14 protein-coding genes are annotated in these 15,857 nt (G+C 43.3%); 7 read left to right on the forward strand and 7 right to left on the reverse strand.

The features are described 5' to 3' along the window. The first annotated feature begins 269 nt into the window (after window positions 1–269). Window positions 270–518, forward strand: coding sequence for a YciN family protein (locus tag C1S74_RS05445; protein WP_038866754.1), 249 nt, complete (start codon window positions 270–272; stop codon window positions 516–518). A gap of 64 nt (window positions 519–582) precedes the next feature. Here the strand turns inward: C1S74_RS05445 and aroA are convergent, their stop codons facing one another. Both aroA and C1S74_RS05455 read right to left on the reverse strand, forming a co-directional pair. Beyond that, window positions 583–1,863: a 3-phosphoshikimate 1-carboxyvinyltransferase gene (gene aroA / locus C1S74_RS05450; protein WP_045400638.1), complete on the reverse strand. Its 1,281-nt coding sequence runs from the start codon at window positions 1,861–1,863 to the stop codon at window positions 583–585. Between the two features lie 160 nt (window positions 1,864–2,023). Beyond that, window positions 2,024–2,500: an outer membrane lipoprotein gene (locus C1S74_RS05455; RefSeq protein ID WP_045400634.1), complete on the reverse strand. Its 477-nt coding sequence runs from the start codon at window positions 2,498–2,500 to the stop codon at window positions 2,024–2,026. Between the two features lie 41 nt (window positions 2,501–2,541). On the opposite strand from C1S74_RS05455, the gene aat reads away from it, so the two are divergent. The 3 genes from aat (at window position 2,542) to infA (ending at window position 4,249) form a co-directional block, all read left to right on the forward strand. Continuing rightward, window positions 2,542–3,252 (forward strand): leucyl/phenylalanyl-tRNA--protein transferase, encoded by a 711-nt coding sequence (aat, locus tag C1S74_RS05460; protein ID WP_045400632.1) that lies wholly within the window; start codon window positions 2,542–2,544, stop codon window positions 3,250–3,252. Then, a complete protein-coding gene (locus C1S74_RS05465) occupies window positions 3,249–3,950 on the forward strand; it encodes an arginyltransferase (protein WP_045400630.1) in 702 nt (233 codons plus the stop codon). The genes aat and C1S74_RS05465 overlap by 4 nt, the downstream gene beginning before the upstream one ends. An 80-nt stretch (window positions 3,951–4,030) precedes the next feature. After that, window positions 4,031–4,249, forward strand: a complete 219-nt coding sequence (infA, locus tag C1S74_RS05470; protein ID WP_001040192.1) for a translation initiation factor IF-1 — start codon at window positions 4,031–4,033, stop codon at window positions 4,247–4,249. A gap of 166 nt (window positions 4,250–4,415) precedes the next feature. Here the strand turns inward: infA and clpA are convergent, their stop codons facing one another. Together clpA and clpS are read right to left on the reverse strand one after the other, a co-directional pair. Continuing rightward, window positions 4,416–6,686 carry an ATP-dependent Clp protease ATP-binding subunit ClpA gene (clpA, locus tag C1S74_RS05475; protein ID WP_038866743.1) on the reverse strand — a complete coding sequence of 757 codons (2,271 nt, stop codon included), beginning with the start codon at window positions 6,684–6,686 and terminating at the stop codon, window positions 4,416–4,418. 48 nt (window positions 6,687–6,734) lie between these two features. Further along, window positions 6,735–7,055 carry an ATP-dependent Clp protease adapter ClpS gene (gene clpS / locus C1S74_RS05480; RefSeq protein ID WP_005427554.1) on the reverse strand — a complete coding sequence of 107 codons (321 nt, stop codon included), beginning with the start codon at window positions 7,053–7,055 and terminating at the stop codon, window positions 6,735–6,737. 699 nt (window positions 7,056–7,754) lie between these two features. Here clpS and cspD point away from each other — a divergent pair. Next, a complete protein-coding gene (gene cspD / locus C1S74_RS05485; RefSeq protein ID WP_038866741.1) occupies window positions 7,755–7,973 on the forward strand; it encodes a cold shock domain-containing protein CspD in 219 nt (72 codons plus the stop codon). A gap of 167 nt (window positions 7,974–8,140) precedes the next feature. Here the strand turns inward: cspD and C1S74_RS05490 are convergent, their stop codons facing one another. Then, window positions 8,141–10,366 (reverse strand): NADP-dependent isocitrate dehydrogenase, encoded by a 2,226-nt coding sequence (locus tag C1S74_RS05490; RefSeq protein ID WP_045400628.1) that lies wholly within the window; start codon window positions 10,364–10,366, stop codon window positions 8,141–8,143. A gap of 371 nt (window positions 10,367–10,737) precedes the next feature. Between C1S74_RS05490 and C1S74_RS05495 the strand changes: the two genes are divergently transcribed. Then, entirely contained in the window at window positions 10,738–11,442 is a 705-nt protein-coding gene (locus C1S74_RS05495; RefSeq protein ID WP_045400625.1) for a pseudouridine synthase, read from the forward strand. A gap of 70 nt (window positions 11,443–11,512) precedes the next feature. Here C1S74_RS05495 and C1S74_RS05500 read toward each other — a convergent pair whose 3' ends face one another. After that, window positions 11,513–12,190: a DUF2057 family protein gene (locus tag C1S74_RS05500; protein WP_045400622.1), complete on the reverse strand. Its 678-nt coding sequence runs from the start codon at window positions 12,188–12,190 to the stop codon at window positions 11,513–11,515. A 76-nt stretch (window positions 12,191–12,266) separates the two neighbouring features. Beyond that, entirely contained in the window at window positions 12,267–13,259 is a 993-nt protein-coding gene (locus C1S74_RS05505) for a porin (protein WP_045400619.1), read from the reverse strand. A gap of 514 nt (window positions 13,260–13,773) precedes the next feature. Between C1S74_RS05505 and dinG the strand changes: the two genes are divergently transcribed. Next, complete coding sequence (gene dinG, locus C1S74_RS05510) at window positions 13,774–15,849, forward strand: ATP-dependent DNA helicase DinG (RefSeq protein WP_045400616.1); 2,076 nt, start codon at window positions 13,774–13,776, stop codon at window positions 15,847–15,849. The last annotated feature ends 8 nt before the right edge of the window (window positions 15,850–15,857 follow it).

A 15,857-nucleotide genomic window follows, 5' to 3' on the forward strand; every position in this document is an offset into this window, starting at 1 on the left:
ATACTAAGCAGGCAAAGTTTCTGCCCGCTAGTCGAATTCAATAAATTTTGTCTCTCATCACAAAATATTTTTTCTTTCGCTATCAGAACGTAACCTTAGATCATGACAGCGAAATAAGCATCATTAGCATATGAGAATGCTTTGCGGTTTTTCTTCTATATTAATGTGTGCTTTGTAGCAAACACGTAATCACAAATTTACCTCTGCAAAGCCATTGCAATTGTAGGTATACTGCGGCCAATTAAGTTTCATTGAATGACGAGAACGCTATGTCTGATAGAAAACACATTGAAAAATTTGACCTCCTGTTGATCGCAAACCAAATCATCCAAGAGCACGAGGATTTTATCGAAGGAATGCGTGCCACAAGCGTAGAAGAAAAAGACGATGTTTTGGTGTTTAAAGGTGAGTATTTCCTAGACGATAAAGGCCTACCGACACCCAAAACCACTGCGGTATTCAATATGTTTAAATACCTAGCGCATCATCTTTCAAAAGAGTTCACACTCAGTAAATAAGCTTTTGAAATTTAATTAAAAAAGCCAGAGTATCCACTCTGGCTTTTTTCTTTCAATAAGTGAATTAACAACTCAGTGCTTTCAACTTATCAAAGTAGTCAGGGAATGTCTTGGACGTACACTTAGGATCGTTAATCGTCACAGGTGTATCGCTTAGCGCCACCAGAGAGAAACACATCGCCATACGGTGATCATCGTAGGTGTCAATCGCCGCATGCGTAAGCTGTGGTACAGGCTTAACGATGATGTAATCCTCACCCTCTTCCACTTCTGCACCGACTTTACGAAGCTCAGTTGCCATTGCAGATAGACGGTCAGTTTCTTTTACGCGCCAGTTGTACACGTTACGAATCGCGGTTGTACCTTCAGCGAATAATGCAGTCGTTGCGATTGTCATTGCTGCATCTGGGATATGGTTGTAGTCCATATCGATGCCTTTCAATTGACCAACACGAGAAATGACGTAGTCTTCACCCCACTCGATTTCCGCCCCCATTTTCTCCAGTGCATCAGCAAATTGGATATCGCCTTGAATGCTGTTTTTACCAATGCCAGTGACTTTGACCTCACCACCTTTGATCGCTGCTGCAGCCAAGAAATAAGAAGCGGATGATGCATCACCTTCCACCAAAAAGTCACCCGGTGCAATGTATTGCTGACCAGCAGGAATGACAAATTCTTGATAATCGTTGTTGATCACTTCTACACCGAACTGTTTCATAATGTGCAGCGTGATATCGATGTACGGCTTAGAAACCAATTCGCCTTCGATGTTGATACGAATTTCACCTTCTGCCAATGGCGCAGACATAAGAAATGCGGTTAAAAACTGGCTAGAAATAGAGCCATCAATCGACACAGAACCAGATTTCAGTCCAGTACCGGTGATTTTCAATGGCGGATAGTTTTCGTTTTCTAGGTAAGTAACATCTGCACCGGCCGCTTGAAGAGCCGTCACTAGGTGACCAATTGGACGCTCTTTCATACGAGGTTCGCCAGTCAATACGTATTCACCTTCACCGAGGCACAATGCTGCGGCAAGCGGGCGCATCGCTGTCCCCGCGTTACCAAGAAATAGCTCTACTGGTTCAGAAACTGAAAATGGACGACCAAGACCTTCTACAACACATTCTGTTTTGTCTTCAGACAGTTGGTACTGCACACCAAGCTTGGTCAGTGCGTTCAACATATGGCGAATGTCATCGCTATCTAGAAGGTTGGTCAAACGAGTCGTGCCTTTTGCAAGGACAGCGAGAAGCAGAGCTCGGTTAGAAACGCTTTTCGATCCAGGAAGGTTCACTTCCCCTTGAATTTTGTTGATAGGTTGTAACGTTAGGCTTTCCATTGAAAGTAGATAATCCTTTGTGCCCTCTTTCGATTTTATTAGAGAGCTAAACAATTCTTCGTGAATTCAGACTAACGAAAAAACCAACACAAAACCAGAGTAAATCCATGCTAATTTCTGAATAATTAGTCAGCTCAAAAATTAGTATGCTAACGTCAGCTTAATAAGCGATATCGACCCGTACGCCATCGTCAAAATATAGGATTCGCACATCGTCACCACGGTTAAACAACATACTATTGTCCACGTCTTGAATCACATTAATGAGCTTGTTGCCGTCCACCTTGACCAGTAATTCAACCAATTTATATTCAACCGTATATTCGTAGTTATTACGGTTTCTGACCACGGCCGCACCTGCCAACGCACCAACTGCGGTTGCGACTTCTTTACCTGTACCACCACCAAACTGGTTACCAACTAAGCCACCAATGGTCGCACCGAGTAGTGTTTCCCAACCGTTGCTTTGCGACTGTTTAACTTCTTGTTGAGTAATGTATCGCACAGAATCAACCTTGCCATACACCACTTGATTCACTGGTTTTGCGACATTTCTTTCATAAGCTGCATTGGCGAAAAATGGTAAAAACAGTATGATCCATGCCCATCGTTTTGCGCTAAGTATTGCTCTGCTCATATTTCATTCCTATAGGCTTTGATGTTGGTAAACTCTTCTTTATGGCTATTTATTTAACTGAACTTGATGACTCTTTTGCCTTCCCTTCTCCCTATGAGGCCCTAAACGACCCAAATGGCTTGTTAGCATTTGGGGGCGATCTCAATCCTCAAAGGGTCCTAACGGGTTACCATCAAGGAATCTTCCCTTGGTATGGGCCTGGAGAGCCAATCTTATGGTGGAGTCCATCCCCGAGAGCGGTTTTTGACCCAGCAACCTTCACTCCATCAAAGAGCCTTAAAAAGTTTCAGCGTAAACAACAGTATAAAGTAACGCTAAACAATGCAACCGAGCACGTAATTGAATTGTGCGCTTCTACCCGCCCAGCGGAAGAAACATGGCTCAATCCGGAGATGCAAGCTTCCTATATTGCGCTTGCCAAGCAAGGGCACTGCCACTCAATAGAAGTATGGCACGATGATCAATTGGTCGGGGGCTTGTATGGTATCAGCGTCGGCCAACTTTTTTGTGGTGAGTCGATGTTCAGTCTCAAAGACAACGCTTCTAAGGTTGCATTGTGGTATTTATGCGAACATTTGACGTCAAACCAAGGTCAATTAATCGATTGTCAGGTGATGAACCCTCACCTGCGCTCCCTTGGAGCCTTTGAACTTGAACGTGACGATTTCGTACAAAAACTACTATCTTTAAGGGATAAGAAAATTAATTTGGAAACGTTCGAACCACAAACTTTGCAAGGCGCTGAATCATGAGCACGGATCTTCAACAAATTCGTATCGGGTTGACCAACAATCACCCATGCAGCTACCTACCGGAGCGCCAAGAGCGCGTCGCAGTGGCGCTAGATCCTAGTTTACACAGTGACCAGAACTACCAAATCCTCATGGCCAATGGGTTTCGTCGCAGTGGCGACACGATTTACAAACCTCACTGTGAGCAGTGTAATGCTTGTCAGCCGATAAGGATTGCAGTGCCCGATTTCATCCGTTCTAAAAGCCAAAAGCGTTTATTGAACAAAGCGAAGACCATTCAATGGGAAATGAAGTCTGAGCTCGATGATGCGTGGTTCGATTTATACAGTCGATACATTTGTAAACGCCACAAAGATGGCACTATGTATCCACCGAAAGAAGATGAGTTCGCAAGATTTGCGCAAACGACTTGGTTGAAGACGGGTTTTCTCCATTTATATACGGATTCAGGGCAATTAATCGCCGTCGCAGTTACCGACATAATGGAGAATTGTTCAAGCGCCTTTTACACCTTCTATGACCCTGATTTTTCCTTATCTCTCGGTACTTTAGCTGTGTTATATCAGATTGAGTTTTGCCAACAACAGGACAAACATTGGCTTTATTTGGGCTATCAAATCGATGAATGTCCGGCAATGAACTACAAAACTCGCTTTCAACGACACCAAAGGCTAGTAAATCAGCGTTGGCAAGGGTAGAATACGCCCCAACTTTACATAATTACTGTTTAGCGGCAAAATAAGCGCGCTAATACCGCCTAATTTCTAAAGAGGATTAAATGGCTAAAGAAGACGTAATTGAGATGCAAGGCACTGTGCTTGACACTCTACCAAACACTATGTTCCGCGTTGAACTTGAAAACGGTCACGTTGTGACTGCACATATCTCTGGCAAGATGCGTAAGAACTACATCCGTATCCTTACTGGTGATAAAGTAACTGTAGAGATGACTCCATACGACCTATCTAAAGGCCGCATCGTCTTCCGTGCTCGTTAATCTCTGATTTTCGAATACAATAAAAAACGGAGCCTATTGCTCCGTTTTTTATTACCTGGAATTTACCCAATGCGTCAAAATAATGTTTAGGTTCCCTAGCAAAGATTGAAGGCAAAAAAAAGCGCACGACCAAGCGTACGCTTTTAAAACTTATTTCAATGGAGATCTAGTGAAGCGCTGCTTCTTTCTCACTTAAGTACTCAAACTTAAGTTCGTCTTTCACAAGCGTCACTCTCACTGTTCCACCATCTACAAGTGAACCAAACAACAGTTCATTCGCCAGAGGTTTCTTAAGCTGCTCTTGGATAACACGCCCCATAGGACGAGCTCCCATCGCTTTGTCATAACCTCTATCCGCCAGCCAGTGGCGAGCGTCTTGAGACACTTCCATTGATACGCCGCGAGCATCCAATTGTACTTGAAGCTCAACAATGAACTTGTCAACAACTTGATGGATGACTGTTTCGTCCAGGCTATTGAACCAAATGATATTATCTAGACGGTTACGGAATTCAGGTGTGAACACCTTCTTAATTTCCGCCATCGCGTCATGGCTGTGATCCTGTTGGATCAGGCCGATCGATTTCTTCTCAGTTTCAGCCACACCAGCATTGGTTGTCATAACAAGGATCACGTTACGGAAATCCGCTTTGCGACCATTATTATCCGTTAGCGTACCGTTATCCATGACTTGCAGCAGCAAATTAAAGATATCTGGGTGTGCTTTCTCGATTTCATCAAGCAGAACCACTGAGTGCGGGTGTTTTAGCACCGCATCGGTCAGCAAACCACCTTGATCGTAACCAACATAACCTGGGGGTGCACCAATCAGACGGCTCACCGAATGACGCTCACCGTACTCAGACATATCAAAACGAAGAAGCTCAATGCCCAATAGTTTAGAAAGCTGAACAGTCACTTCTGTTTTACCTACCCCAGTTGGGCCGGCAAACAAGAATGAACCAACAGGCTTGTTATCAACGCCTAGGCCAGCACGAGACAGTTTGATCGCCTCTGAGAGCGCGTCAATCGCATTGTCTTGGCCAAAGACCAGCATCTTCATCTTGTCATCAAGGTTCTTCAGAATGTCTTTGTCAGACGACGACACAGATTTCTCTGGGATACGCGCCATCTTCGCAACCATGGATTCGATGTCTGCAACGCCAACCGTCTTCTTACGACGACTCGCAGGCGCTAAACGGCTGCGTGCACCCGCTTCATCAATCACGTCGATCGCTTTATCTGGCAAATGACGCTCATTGATGTATTTTGCCGATAGCTCAACCGCTGCACGTAACGCTTTGTTGGTGTAACGGACTTCATGGTGCGCTTCGTATTTTGGTTTCAAACCAATTAGGATTTTCGTCGTATCGTCCAGCGATGGCTCCACGACATCGATCTTTTGGAAACGGCGAGACAACGCACGCTCTTTTTCAAAGATGTTGCTGTACTCTTGGTAGGTTGTAGAACCGATACAACGTAGCTTACCGCTACTCAAAAGAGGTTTGATTAGGTTCGCTGCATCAACTTGACCACCAGAAGCCGCACCAGCACCAATGATGGTGTGAATTTCATCGATGAACAGAATTGCATCTTCTTCTTTTTCAAGCTGCTTCAAGACTGACTTAAAGCGTTTCTCGAAATCACCACGGTATTTTGTACCAGCCAACAATGAACCGATATCTAACGAGTAGATAACGCTATTTTGAATCACTTCTGGCACTTGGCCTTCGACAATTCTCCATGCCAGACCTTCCGCGATTGCCGTTTTACCAACGCCCGCTTCACCAACTAGCAATGGGTTGTTTTTACGTCGGCGACAAAGAACTTGAATGGTACGCTCTAGCTCTTTATCTCGCCCGATGAGTGGATCGATATTACCAGCTTTCGCAACTTGGTTTAGGTTAGTCGCAAAACTTTCCAATCGTTCTTCTGGGTTCGTTTCTTCTGGCGCTTCTGAGCCGAAAGAGTCAGAAGAAGATGGGTCTTCGTTAGAACCAGACGCTTTTGTGATGCCGTGAGAAATAAAGTTAACGATGTCCAAACGAGAAATATCGTTCTTCTTCAATAGATAAGCAGCGTGAGACTCTTGCTCACTAAAGATCGCAACGAGAACATTTGCTCCTGTTACTTCACTACGGCCAGACGACTGTACATGGAAAACGGCGCGCTGAAGCACACGCTGAAAGCTCAATGTCGGCTGGGTTTCGCGCGTCTCGTCACTTTCTGGGATGAGCGGCGTTGTTTGGTCGATAAAAATATCGAGTTCGTTGCGCAAAGCATCAAGATCCGCTTTGCAGGCTAGTAGGGCTTCCTTAGCTGCATCATTCTCCAATAATGCAAGTAGGAGGTGTTCGACAGTCATAAACTCGTGGCGTTTATCACGCGCACGAGCGAATGCACCGTTAAGGCTTGATTCTAGTTCTTTATTTAGCATAAGTACCTCCCGAAAGAACAACTTTGGTTGCTCGAGCAAGTCTTCTTATTACGCTTGCTCCATAGTACATAGTAGCGGATGCTCATTTTCCCTTGAGTACATCGTCACTTGCGCTACTTTTGTCTCAGCAATCTCTGCGCTATATGTGCCACAGATTGCCTTTCCTTCATAGTGGATCTTGAGCATGATTTGCGTTGCTTTATCAATATCATGCGAGAAGAATCGCTCAAGTACCTCTATGACGAAATCCATAGGTGTGTAGTCATCATTGTTTAGAACTACGTTGTACAGCTTAGGTGGCTGAACTTTCGTACTTTCTCGCTCCAGAAGATCAGAGTCTGGAGTCACCCATTCAAAATTTTTACTCATGGCAATTCAAAGATATCGTATCAAAGGGTTGATGTTTTTAACCTATGAAAACAATCTACCATAAGCATGCCATGCGGTGTAGTGAGATATGGCACCTAATTGGACTTTGACAGATAAAATTTATGTCCTTATATAGAGACTAATGCACCTCTGGCAGGGGCGCAAATAAAAGATTTTTATCCCCTGGCGTGATTCTTTTTTACCAATGTGTTTCCAAAAATTCGGCTCACTTCACTTATCTTAGTTAGTACTTTAATAAGGAAGAAGATCACATTTAACGGTTGAGAATCGGTTATTTATCACGAAAACGTCATTTTTTATTCATTTAGTAGAATCCTCTAATGCAAGCAACTTGGTTAGTATGCCTTCTCACTATATCAAGGCCTTGCAGTCCTTTTAACTAAAAGCTCACGCATGCAACAGAATCAGTTTGCAAAATTGTTAATCTCAAAAGTGATTTGTTTTCAATAATGTTTCTGATTGTTGTCTTTCACTATTGACTGTCAGAATTCATTGACTACAGTGGAAAGTGTTGATGCATAAATCCTCATTTTGAATTTGTTGGATTTCTAACAATTTGATGAATATGGAAGTGCCCAACTCGACGTGTGTTAGTGAAAGCTAGCAATGAGACCAAGCTAAAGGTATGGCTTGGTGTTGTAACAACATCAGTAAAAAATGCATGAGGGATGTAAAAGCATGGCTACAGGTACAGTAAAGTGGTTTAACAATGCCAAAGGATTTGGGTTTATCTGTTCAGATGAAGAGGAAGGAGATATCTTTGCCCACTACTCAACTATCCAAATGGACGGTTATCGTACACTGAAAGCAGGCCAACAAGTCTCATACGAGATTGAAAAAGGTCCAAAGGGCTCACACGCTAGTAGCGTTGTTCCAATAGAAGCCCAAGCCAAATAACTAGAGCGCTGTCGGAAAGACAAACCATTTGCTCTCATAACACTGGCTTTACCTTCTAGTGTTATGAAGAGAAAAATAAACCCGCCTATGAGCGGGTTTATTACGTTTGTAAGAGCACAAAACTAAGTAACATACAAACGCGCTACCGGAATAGCGCGAATCAATGCTTACTTATTAATGATGCCGTTCAACGTCGTACTTGGGCGCATTAGTGTTGATGCAAGAGCATCATCTAGCGCGTAGTAACCGCCTAGTTCACCTTTTACACCTTGTGCGTTGTTCAACTCAGCAACAATCGCTTCTTCTTGTTCTGCTAGAGCTTTCGCTATTGGTGCAAATTCAGAAGCAAGTTCTGCATCTACTGTTTGCTCAGCAAGTGCTTTTGCCCAGTAAGTTGCAAGGTAGTAGTGGCTGCCACGGTTATCCAACTCACCTACTTTGCGTGATGGCGATTTGTTTTCGTCTAGGAACTCACCTGTTGCTTTATCAAGCGCATCAGCCAGAACCTGAGCTCTCGCATTACCAGCGACTGTGCTTAGGTGCTCGAGAGATGCTGCTAAAGCAAGGAACTCACCCAATGAATCCCAACGTAGGTGGTTCTCTTTCTCTACTTGTTGGACGTGTTTTGGTGCTGAACCACCTGCACCTGTTTCGAACAGACCACCACCATTCATCAATGGAACGATAGATAGCATCTTCGCAGATGTACCTAACTCTAGAATTGGGAACAAATCAGTTAGGTAATCACGCAATACGTTACCAGTAACTGAAATGGTATCTAGACCTTCTTTAATACGCTCTAGAGAGAATTGACATGCGTCGATTGGCGCGAGGATCTTGATCTCTAAACCAGAAGTATCGTGCTCTGGAAGGTACGCATTCACTTTCTTAATCAATTCCGCATCGTGTGCACGGTTTTCATCTAGCCAAAATACAGCTGGAACACCGGTTGCACGAGCGCGAGTCACTGCGAGTTTCACCCAGTCTTGAATTGGCGCGTCTTTCACCTGACACATACGGAAGATGTCGCCTTCTTCTACTGTTTGCTCAAGAAGAACCGCACCAGAAGCGTCTACAACACGTACAGTACCAGTTGCATCTAGGATGAATGTCTTATCGTGTGAGCCGTACTCTTCAGCCTTCTGAGCCATTAGACCTACGTTCGGTACGCTACCCATTGTTGTTGGGTCAAATGCACCGTGCTCTTTACAGAAATCGATAACTGCTTGGTAAATACCTGCATAACTACGATCTGGGATCATTGCCTTAGTATCTTTCTGCTTGCCGTCTGGTCCCCACATTTGACCAGAGGCACGAAGCATTGCAGGCATAGAAGCATCAACGATAATATCGCTTGGTACGTGCAGGTTTGTAATACCGCGATCTGAATCAACCATCGCTAGTGCTGGTTGTGTTTCGTATACCGCTAGGATTGATGCTTCAATTTCTGCTTTCTGAACAGCAGGCAAAGACTCAATCTTCGCATAGACATCACCAAGGCCGTTGTTAACATCTACACCTAGCTCTTCAAACAGCTTGCCGTATTTAGCAAAGACGTCTTTATAGTAAACCTTTACTGCATGACCAAAGATAACAGGGTCAGAAACCTTCATCATAGTTGCTTTCATGTGAAGAGAAAGCAGGACGTCTTGCTCTTTTGCTTCCACGATCTCTTTCTCGAAGAATGAAACCAACGCATTTTTGTTCATAACTGAACAATCAATGACTTCTTTATCTTGAATTGGGAATGCTGGCTTTAATTCTTTTACCGCACCATCCGCGGCAACAAACTCGATTTTCACCTCTGTTGCGCCAGACACAGTGGTCGATTTTTCGCTACCGAAGAAGTCATTACCTGTCATGCTTGATACATGAGATTGAGACTCAGCTGACCATGCACCCATTGAGTGTGGGTTTTTCTTCGCGTAATTCTTAACTGATAATGGAGCACGACGGTCAGAGTTACCTTCACGAAGAACCGGGTTTACCGCACTGCCTTTGATTTTGTCGTAAGTCGCTTTGATTGCTTCTTCTTCGTAAGTGGTCGGTTCTTCAGGGTAGTTTGGAAGCGCATACCCTTTCGCTTGTAGTTCTTTGATTGCGGCTTTTAGTTGAGGAATTGAAGCCGAAATGTTTGGAAGCTTAATGATGTTGGCTTCCGGTGTTTTCGCTAACTCGCCAAGCTCTGCTAGAGCATCACCGATACGTTGTTCTTCTTTTAAATGCTCCGGGAAGTTAGCGATGATTCGACCTGCTAACGAAATATCACGTGTATCTACGTTGATGCCAGATGATGCAGTAAACGATTGAATGATTGGTAGTAATGAATAGGTTGCTAGCGCCGGGGCTTCATCAGTGATTGTGTAGATAATTGTAGGTTTTTCTGTAGGCATGAAATTTCCCTATTTTTGACTCAACTTAGCTGAACATCTCAGCAACTGAGTTCGTTGAATTGACGCATTGCTTAACGTTAGTAGTGCATTCCTCCTCACCAACGCGACATGCGGTTTGCACTCTTTCTTATAGTTTGAAGCTCTAACGCTCTCTATCCATGAGTGCACTTTGTGCCAAGCTTACTTTTGTGGTCATTTCCGTTAGAAATGCCTCATTAAAAGCAACTTGGCTATATCATTAAACAAATAACACGAAATAGTCTATTATTCTGTGCGCTTTTGTTAGTTTTAGGCGCGCAAATGATAGCTGATAACAAGAAAACATAAAACTTTCAAACACAGTTCATTTACATTTTTGCAGGGTAGTTAACATGTCATCTCGCACGGGTCATGAAAAAGGTCGCGGTAGTCACCAATCCAAATCGAGTCATTTAAAACGCTCAGGAAAACCAAACCACTCAAATGGGCAATCGAAAAATCAACGAGGTCGCCCAGCCCGTTCTTCAAAGCCATCGAAGCCACGCATTGCTATAGAAGATCGCAAAGTGATCATTTTTAATAAACCGTATGACACGTTAAGCCAATTCACCGACGGTGACGGTCGTAAAACATTAGCCGACTTTATTCCAGTGAAAGACGTATACGCAGCAGGTCGATTAGATAGAGACAGTGAAGGATTAATGGTGCTAACAAATGATGGCATCTTGCAAGCGAAGTTAACCCAGCCTCAATCGAAATCACCAAAAACTTATTGGGTACAAGTAGACGGTGCACCTAAAGAAGAAGACTTGGAGATGCTCCGTAAAGGCGTAGAGCTAAAAGATGGCATGACCTTACCCGCAAAAGTAGAAGTGATGCCTGAACCAGAGATCTGGGAGAGAAACCCACCTGTACGCTTTCGAGCAAACATTCCAACGACGTGGTTAGCAGTTACTATCACGGAAGGCAGAAACCGTCAGGTGAGACGTATGACAGCTCATATCGGCTTCCCGACACTTCGTCTTGTTAGATATTCGATGGGAGGGATTGAATTAGAGAGCCTAAAACCTGGCGAATGGAAAGAGATTACACTTTAGCTTCAAACATAAAAAAACATAAAAGCAGGCTTTTGCCTGCTTTTTTAGTTTTTGTCGTTACAAATAACGATTATTGTTGAGCAACCCATTTTCTAAATGTTTCTTTTTCTTGTGGCGTCGCTTTCTCATACATGGTCTTTAGCAAATCGACCATTTGACTATCTTGCGTGCCCACTGATTTTGCACCAGTACTAACGACAGCTTTAGGTTCAACTTCTGTTACTGCTTGATTATGCTGGTTTACTGTCACGTAAGTGACTGCTACGCCAGCAACACCACCCGCGATATTATAGTTGCGAGCTTCTTGCGAATAATTGCGACCAATTTGCACCCCATCTGACTCTAAAACATCTTCGATTAGATCAATTGGTTGGTCCTTAGAATCAAGTAATTGCCAGTCTAGGGGAGAAATGTTCGTTTCCGCTTGGCGGTAAGTTTTAAACTCTGGTAGTTCGAATTTTAGTTCTTCGTTTTTCACATCGAACTTAGCAATGATGACATCACCATAAACACCTTTGATATTGTCACCAATTTCAAACTCAGGTTGGTATTTGAAGACAATTTGGTTGGTTCCGTCTGGGATTTCGATCGTTTTCTCATCTGAAAACAATCCGCCCTCTAACTTTGGCTTCTCCATATTGACAGCTAAAAGCTTCACATCTTCAGGAACAACCAAGGTCGTTGCAGCATAGAGGTTTGTACTGGCAAGAACAGACAGTGCCATCGCCACTTTTAATGATAACTGCATAGAAATTATATCCTTATCTTCAATAGTAAAAGACCCAGCATAAAGCTGGGTCTTACAATATCAAACTGGGTATTAATTACCAGTAAACGCGAGCGCCGATGCCAAAGTTGTTTTCACCATCCACACGAGTAGCACCGACTAGCACTTCATCTTTAGTGTAGCCAAGTGTCGTACCGTCTGCGTAACCGTACTCAGCATATACGCGAGCCCAGCTTGCAAACTTGTATTCAACACCTGCGTAGAACACTGTGCCATCTTCTTTGTCTTGGAAGTTAGGATCTTGCTCAGTGTATTCTAGACCAGCGTACACTGTAGTCTTGTCAGCAACGTTGTATGTACCTGCTAAGGAGAATGCATTTTCGCTAATCTCTTCAGAGTTTGCGTTGTTCTCTAGAGTCGCGTTGTAGTAAGTAAAGCCGATTAGAGCCTTACCAAACGTGTATTCTGCAGTACCTTCAAAGTAAGTGTTTGTTAAGTCAAGAGTACCGAAGTTTTTGTCGGTATTAACACCACCACCAACGTGAACAGCCAAGTCTCCGAAAGACTTACCAACAAAGATCTCAGTTAGCTCTTGCTCTTTGTCGTCTTCTGGAAGACCGTATGCAGCTTTTAGCCAAAATGCTTCATTTTCATAAGCATATTTGATTTGAGAAGAGTGCTCTGCACCAGAAAGAGTACCGTAACGAAGTGCTGTACCACCGAAGAAGTAAGAGTAATCTGCGCCGTATACGTCATCAGAGAAAGTGAATGCTTTACCAAAACGGAATGAGCCAGCTGTAGCTGTTTCAAAACCAATTTGGTGTTGACGGATATACATATCCTTGTCTTCACGTACTGAGATTTCTACAAGACCAACAACTTTAAAGTCATCGTTTACTTTGTACGCTGCATCTACACCAACACGTGAAGAACCAGAAGAAAGAGTTGGGTCTTGGTCGTCAAGAAGCTTAAGCTCTTGGCGAAGCTGACCGTAAAAGTTTACTGAACCATCTTCAGATTTGAATACTTCAGCTGCATTCGCAGTGGTTGCTGTAGCAGCAACCGCTAGTGCTAAAAGAGTCTTTTTCATAATTAATCCACTGCCTTTTCTTAGATTGGGATATCCTTTCCGATTCCCTTTTTTATATTTTTGAGGCTACTTGTTATCGAAACGTAACAATGCTTTGCCTACAAAATCTGTGCACTAGAGTGCAAAAGATTATTCTGCCTGTCAAATTTTCTAAAACGAGACATAAAAAAATAAAAATATCATTAAAATACAATAACTTGTCAATTGACATTTAAAATATTCGATGAAGTTCTAAACAATGAACTTGATTTTTATTAATTTAGTGATTCATTAATAACAAATATAAAACGCCTTTCAATTGAATATTTAAGATTCAAATCAGGATTTAAAACTACATGAGTGGCATTTTTGAAGTTTTATATTTTTCACCTACTGAAATTATTTTCATTTAGTTTAGGTTCAATATTTTTTTGTGAACAAGATCAACCTTTCTAATAAAAGCATTCCGTTTTGTGAACTACTGTACAACTAGTGATGTGTGCTACTATGCGCCACCAACGCATTTGAGGCCCGTATGCTAACCAGTAACATTCAAAAATCGATTCGCACCAGTTACCAAAACTTACAAGCGCAACTTGATAACTTTGTTCCACGAAGAGCACAAAACTACTTAGTTGCAGAAATTGCGAAAACACTATGCGGGCAATACCACAAGTCAAATCGCATGTTGATTGCAGAAGCTGGTACCGGTATCGGGAAATCACTTTCTTACTTGATGGCTGCGATTCCAGTTGCGGTCTATAACAATCGTAAAGTCGTGATCTCAACGGCCACCGTGGCTTTGCAAGAACAATTGGTGAATAAAGACTTACCTCTTTTCCGTCGTATTACCGATCGAGAGTTTTCTTTTATTCTTGCAAAAGGTCGCCAACGCTACTGTTGTGCGGAAAAACTCGCGACTGCAAGTGGTGTCGATGGCGGCCAGTTGGCGATGTTTGAAACAAAACCTAAGAAAAAGGACATCGAGCAGCTCGAAACCATGTATCGCTCTCTCGCTCAAGGTAAATGGGATGGTGACAGAGATTCTTGGCCGAAACCAATAGATGATCAGTTATGGCAACTTATCGTCAGTGACAAACACAGCTGTAACAACAGCTTACCCGCACACCGAGGCTGCCCTTTTCAAAAAGCGCGAGCTGAGTTAGATAAGAATGATGTCATCATCGCCAATCACTCACTCGTGATGGCTGATGCAGACTTGGGCGGCGGAGTGATTCTCCCAGAGCCTGAAAATACGATTTACGTGTTTGATGAAGCGCACCACCTTCCTCATGTTGCTCGCGATCATGCTTCTGCTTCCGCTAGTTTAAAAGGCGCGGCGGCTTGGTTAGAAAAGCTAAACCAGTCTACCAGTAAGTTTTCGTCATTGGCTGATGAGAAGCGTGTTGGACGATTCCGCAACGATCTACAAGAATCCGTACAGGAACTGATTCCTGCGTTGAACCAACTGACTAAACAATTTGACCCAGCCCAGTTCGAGGAAGGGATCTACCGTTTTGAACATGGAGAGCTGCCGACTTGGTTGGAAAATCAATCAAAAGATTTAAAGCAACTAAGCAAAAAGGCAAACCAAAGTGTCGCAAAGATTGCTGACTTAATTGCAGAACGTGTTAAAGATGGCGAACTTTCATCAAGATTGGCGGAACCGGCTTTGGCTGAATTGGGCTTTTATATCCAGCGTTTAGAAAACCTAGCTCAAGTTTGGCGATTAATGGCCGAACCAAGTCGAGACAAAGGTGCACCGCTTGCTCGCTGGTTAGAGAAACATCCTGATCGCGAAGGCGACTACATTGTCAGCGTTTCCCCATTAGAGATTGGATGGCAACTAGACCAACAAATCTGGAGTCGTTGTATTGGCGCGGTTCTCGTTTCCGCCACAATGCGAGCATTAAACTCATTCAACTACTTTTGCCATCAAGTTGGGGTTGACGCCAAACCGGACTCAGGGACACAATTTTTGGCGCTAGCCTCGCCTTTCGATTATCAGAATCAAGCTGAGCTTCTTATTCCAGCGATGAAGTATGAACCGCAAGCACCACAGTTTACCGAATATCTTATTGAAATTTTGCCTAAGTATTTAGAAGACAACAAAGCGAACTTGGTATTATTCTCCTCTTATTGGCAGATGAACCAAGTTGCCGATGCGCTCAATGCTGATTTCATAAAACGTGGGTGGGCTTTGCAAGTTCAAGGGGAAAGTTCGCGTGCGGAAGTTCTAAAAAAACATAAAAAGCTCATTGATAAACAAAAAACTAGCATTCTATTTGGTACTGGCAGCTTTTCTGAAGGTCTTGATTTACCAGGAGAACTACTGGAAAACCTTGTTATCACCAAGATTCCATTTGGCGTTCCGACCTCTCCTGTTGAACAAGCGCATTCGGAGTACATCGAAAAGAAAGGCGGTAACCCGTTTATGCAAATTACGGTACCGGATGCAAGTAAAAAGCTGATTCAAAGCGTTGGTCGATTACTGCGCAAAGAGCGGGATTCTGGTAGAGTGACCATTCTCGACAGGCGCTTGGTAACAAAACGCTACGGACAAGCTCTGATTGATTCGCTTCCTCCGTTTAAACGCAAAATAGAATATTAAAAGAATAA

This window comes from Vibrio hyugaensis (genome assembly GCF_002906655.1).
Lineage (GTDB): Bacteria > Pseudomonadota > Gammaproteobacteria > Enterobacterales > Vibrionaceae > Vibrio > Vibrio hyugaensis.

What these genes read in the sequence shown, in the direction of transcription:
- C1S74_RS05445 (WP_038866754.1), top strand. Translation starts at nt 270, where the DNA reads ATGTCTGATAGAAAACACATTGAAAAATTTGACCTCCTGTTGATCGCA.
- aroA (WP_045400638.1), bottom strand. Translation starts at nt 1,863, where the DNA reads ATGGAAAGCCTAACGTTACAACCTATCAACAAAATTCAAGGGGAAGTG.
- C1S74_RS05455 (WP_045400634.1), bottom strand. Translation starts at nt 2,500, where the DNA reads ATGAGCAGAGCAATACTTAGCGCAAAACGATGGGCATGGATCATACTG.
- aat (WP_045400632.1), top strand. Translation starts at nt 2,542, where the DNA reads ATGGCTATTTATTTAACTGAACTTGATGACTCTTTTGCCTTCCCTTCT.
- C1S74_RS05465 (WP_045400630.1), top strand. Translation starts at nt 3,249, where the DNA reads ATGAGCACGGATCTTCAACAAATTCGTATCGGGTTGACCAACAATCAC.
- infA (WP_001040192.1), top strand. Translation starts at nt 4,031, where the DNA reads ATGGCTAAAGAAGACGTAATTGAGATGCAAGGCACTGTGCTTGACACT.
- clpA (WP_038866743.1), bottom strand. Translation starts at nt 6,686, where the DNA reads ATGCTAAATAAAGAACTAGAATCAAGCCTTAACGGTGCATTCGCTCGT.
- clpS (WP_005427554.1), bottom strand. Translation starts at nt 7,055, where the DNA reads ATGAGTAAAAATTTTGAATGGGTGACTCCAGACTCTGATCTTCTGGAG.
- cspD (WP_038866741.1), top strand. Translation starts at nt 7,755, where the DNA reads ATGGCTACAGGTACAGTAAAGTGGTTTAACAATGCCAAAGGATTTGGG.
- C1S74_RS05490 (WP_045400628.1), bottom strand. Translation starts at nt 10,366, where the DNA reads ATGCCTACAGAAAAACCTACAATTATCTACACAATCACTGATGAAGCC.
- C1S74_RS05495 (WP_045400625.1), top strand. Translation starts at nt 10,738, where the DNA reads ATGTCATCTCGCACGGGTCATGAAAAAGGTCGCGGTAGTCACCAATCC.
- C1S74_RS05500 (WP_045400622.1), bottom strand. Translation starts at nt 12,190, where the DNA reads ATGCAGTTATCATTAAAAGTGGCGATGGCACTGTCTGTTCTTGCCAGT.
- C1S74_RS05505 (WP_045400619.1), bottom strand. Translation starts at nt 13,259, where the DNA reads ATGAAAAAGACTCTTTTAGCACTAGCGGTTGCTGCTACAGCAACCACT.
- dinG (WP_045400616.1), top strand. Translation starts at nt 13,774, where the DNA reads ATGCTAACCAGTAACATTCAAAAATCGATTCGCACCAGTTACCAAAAC.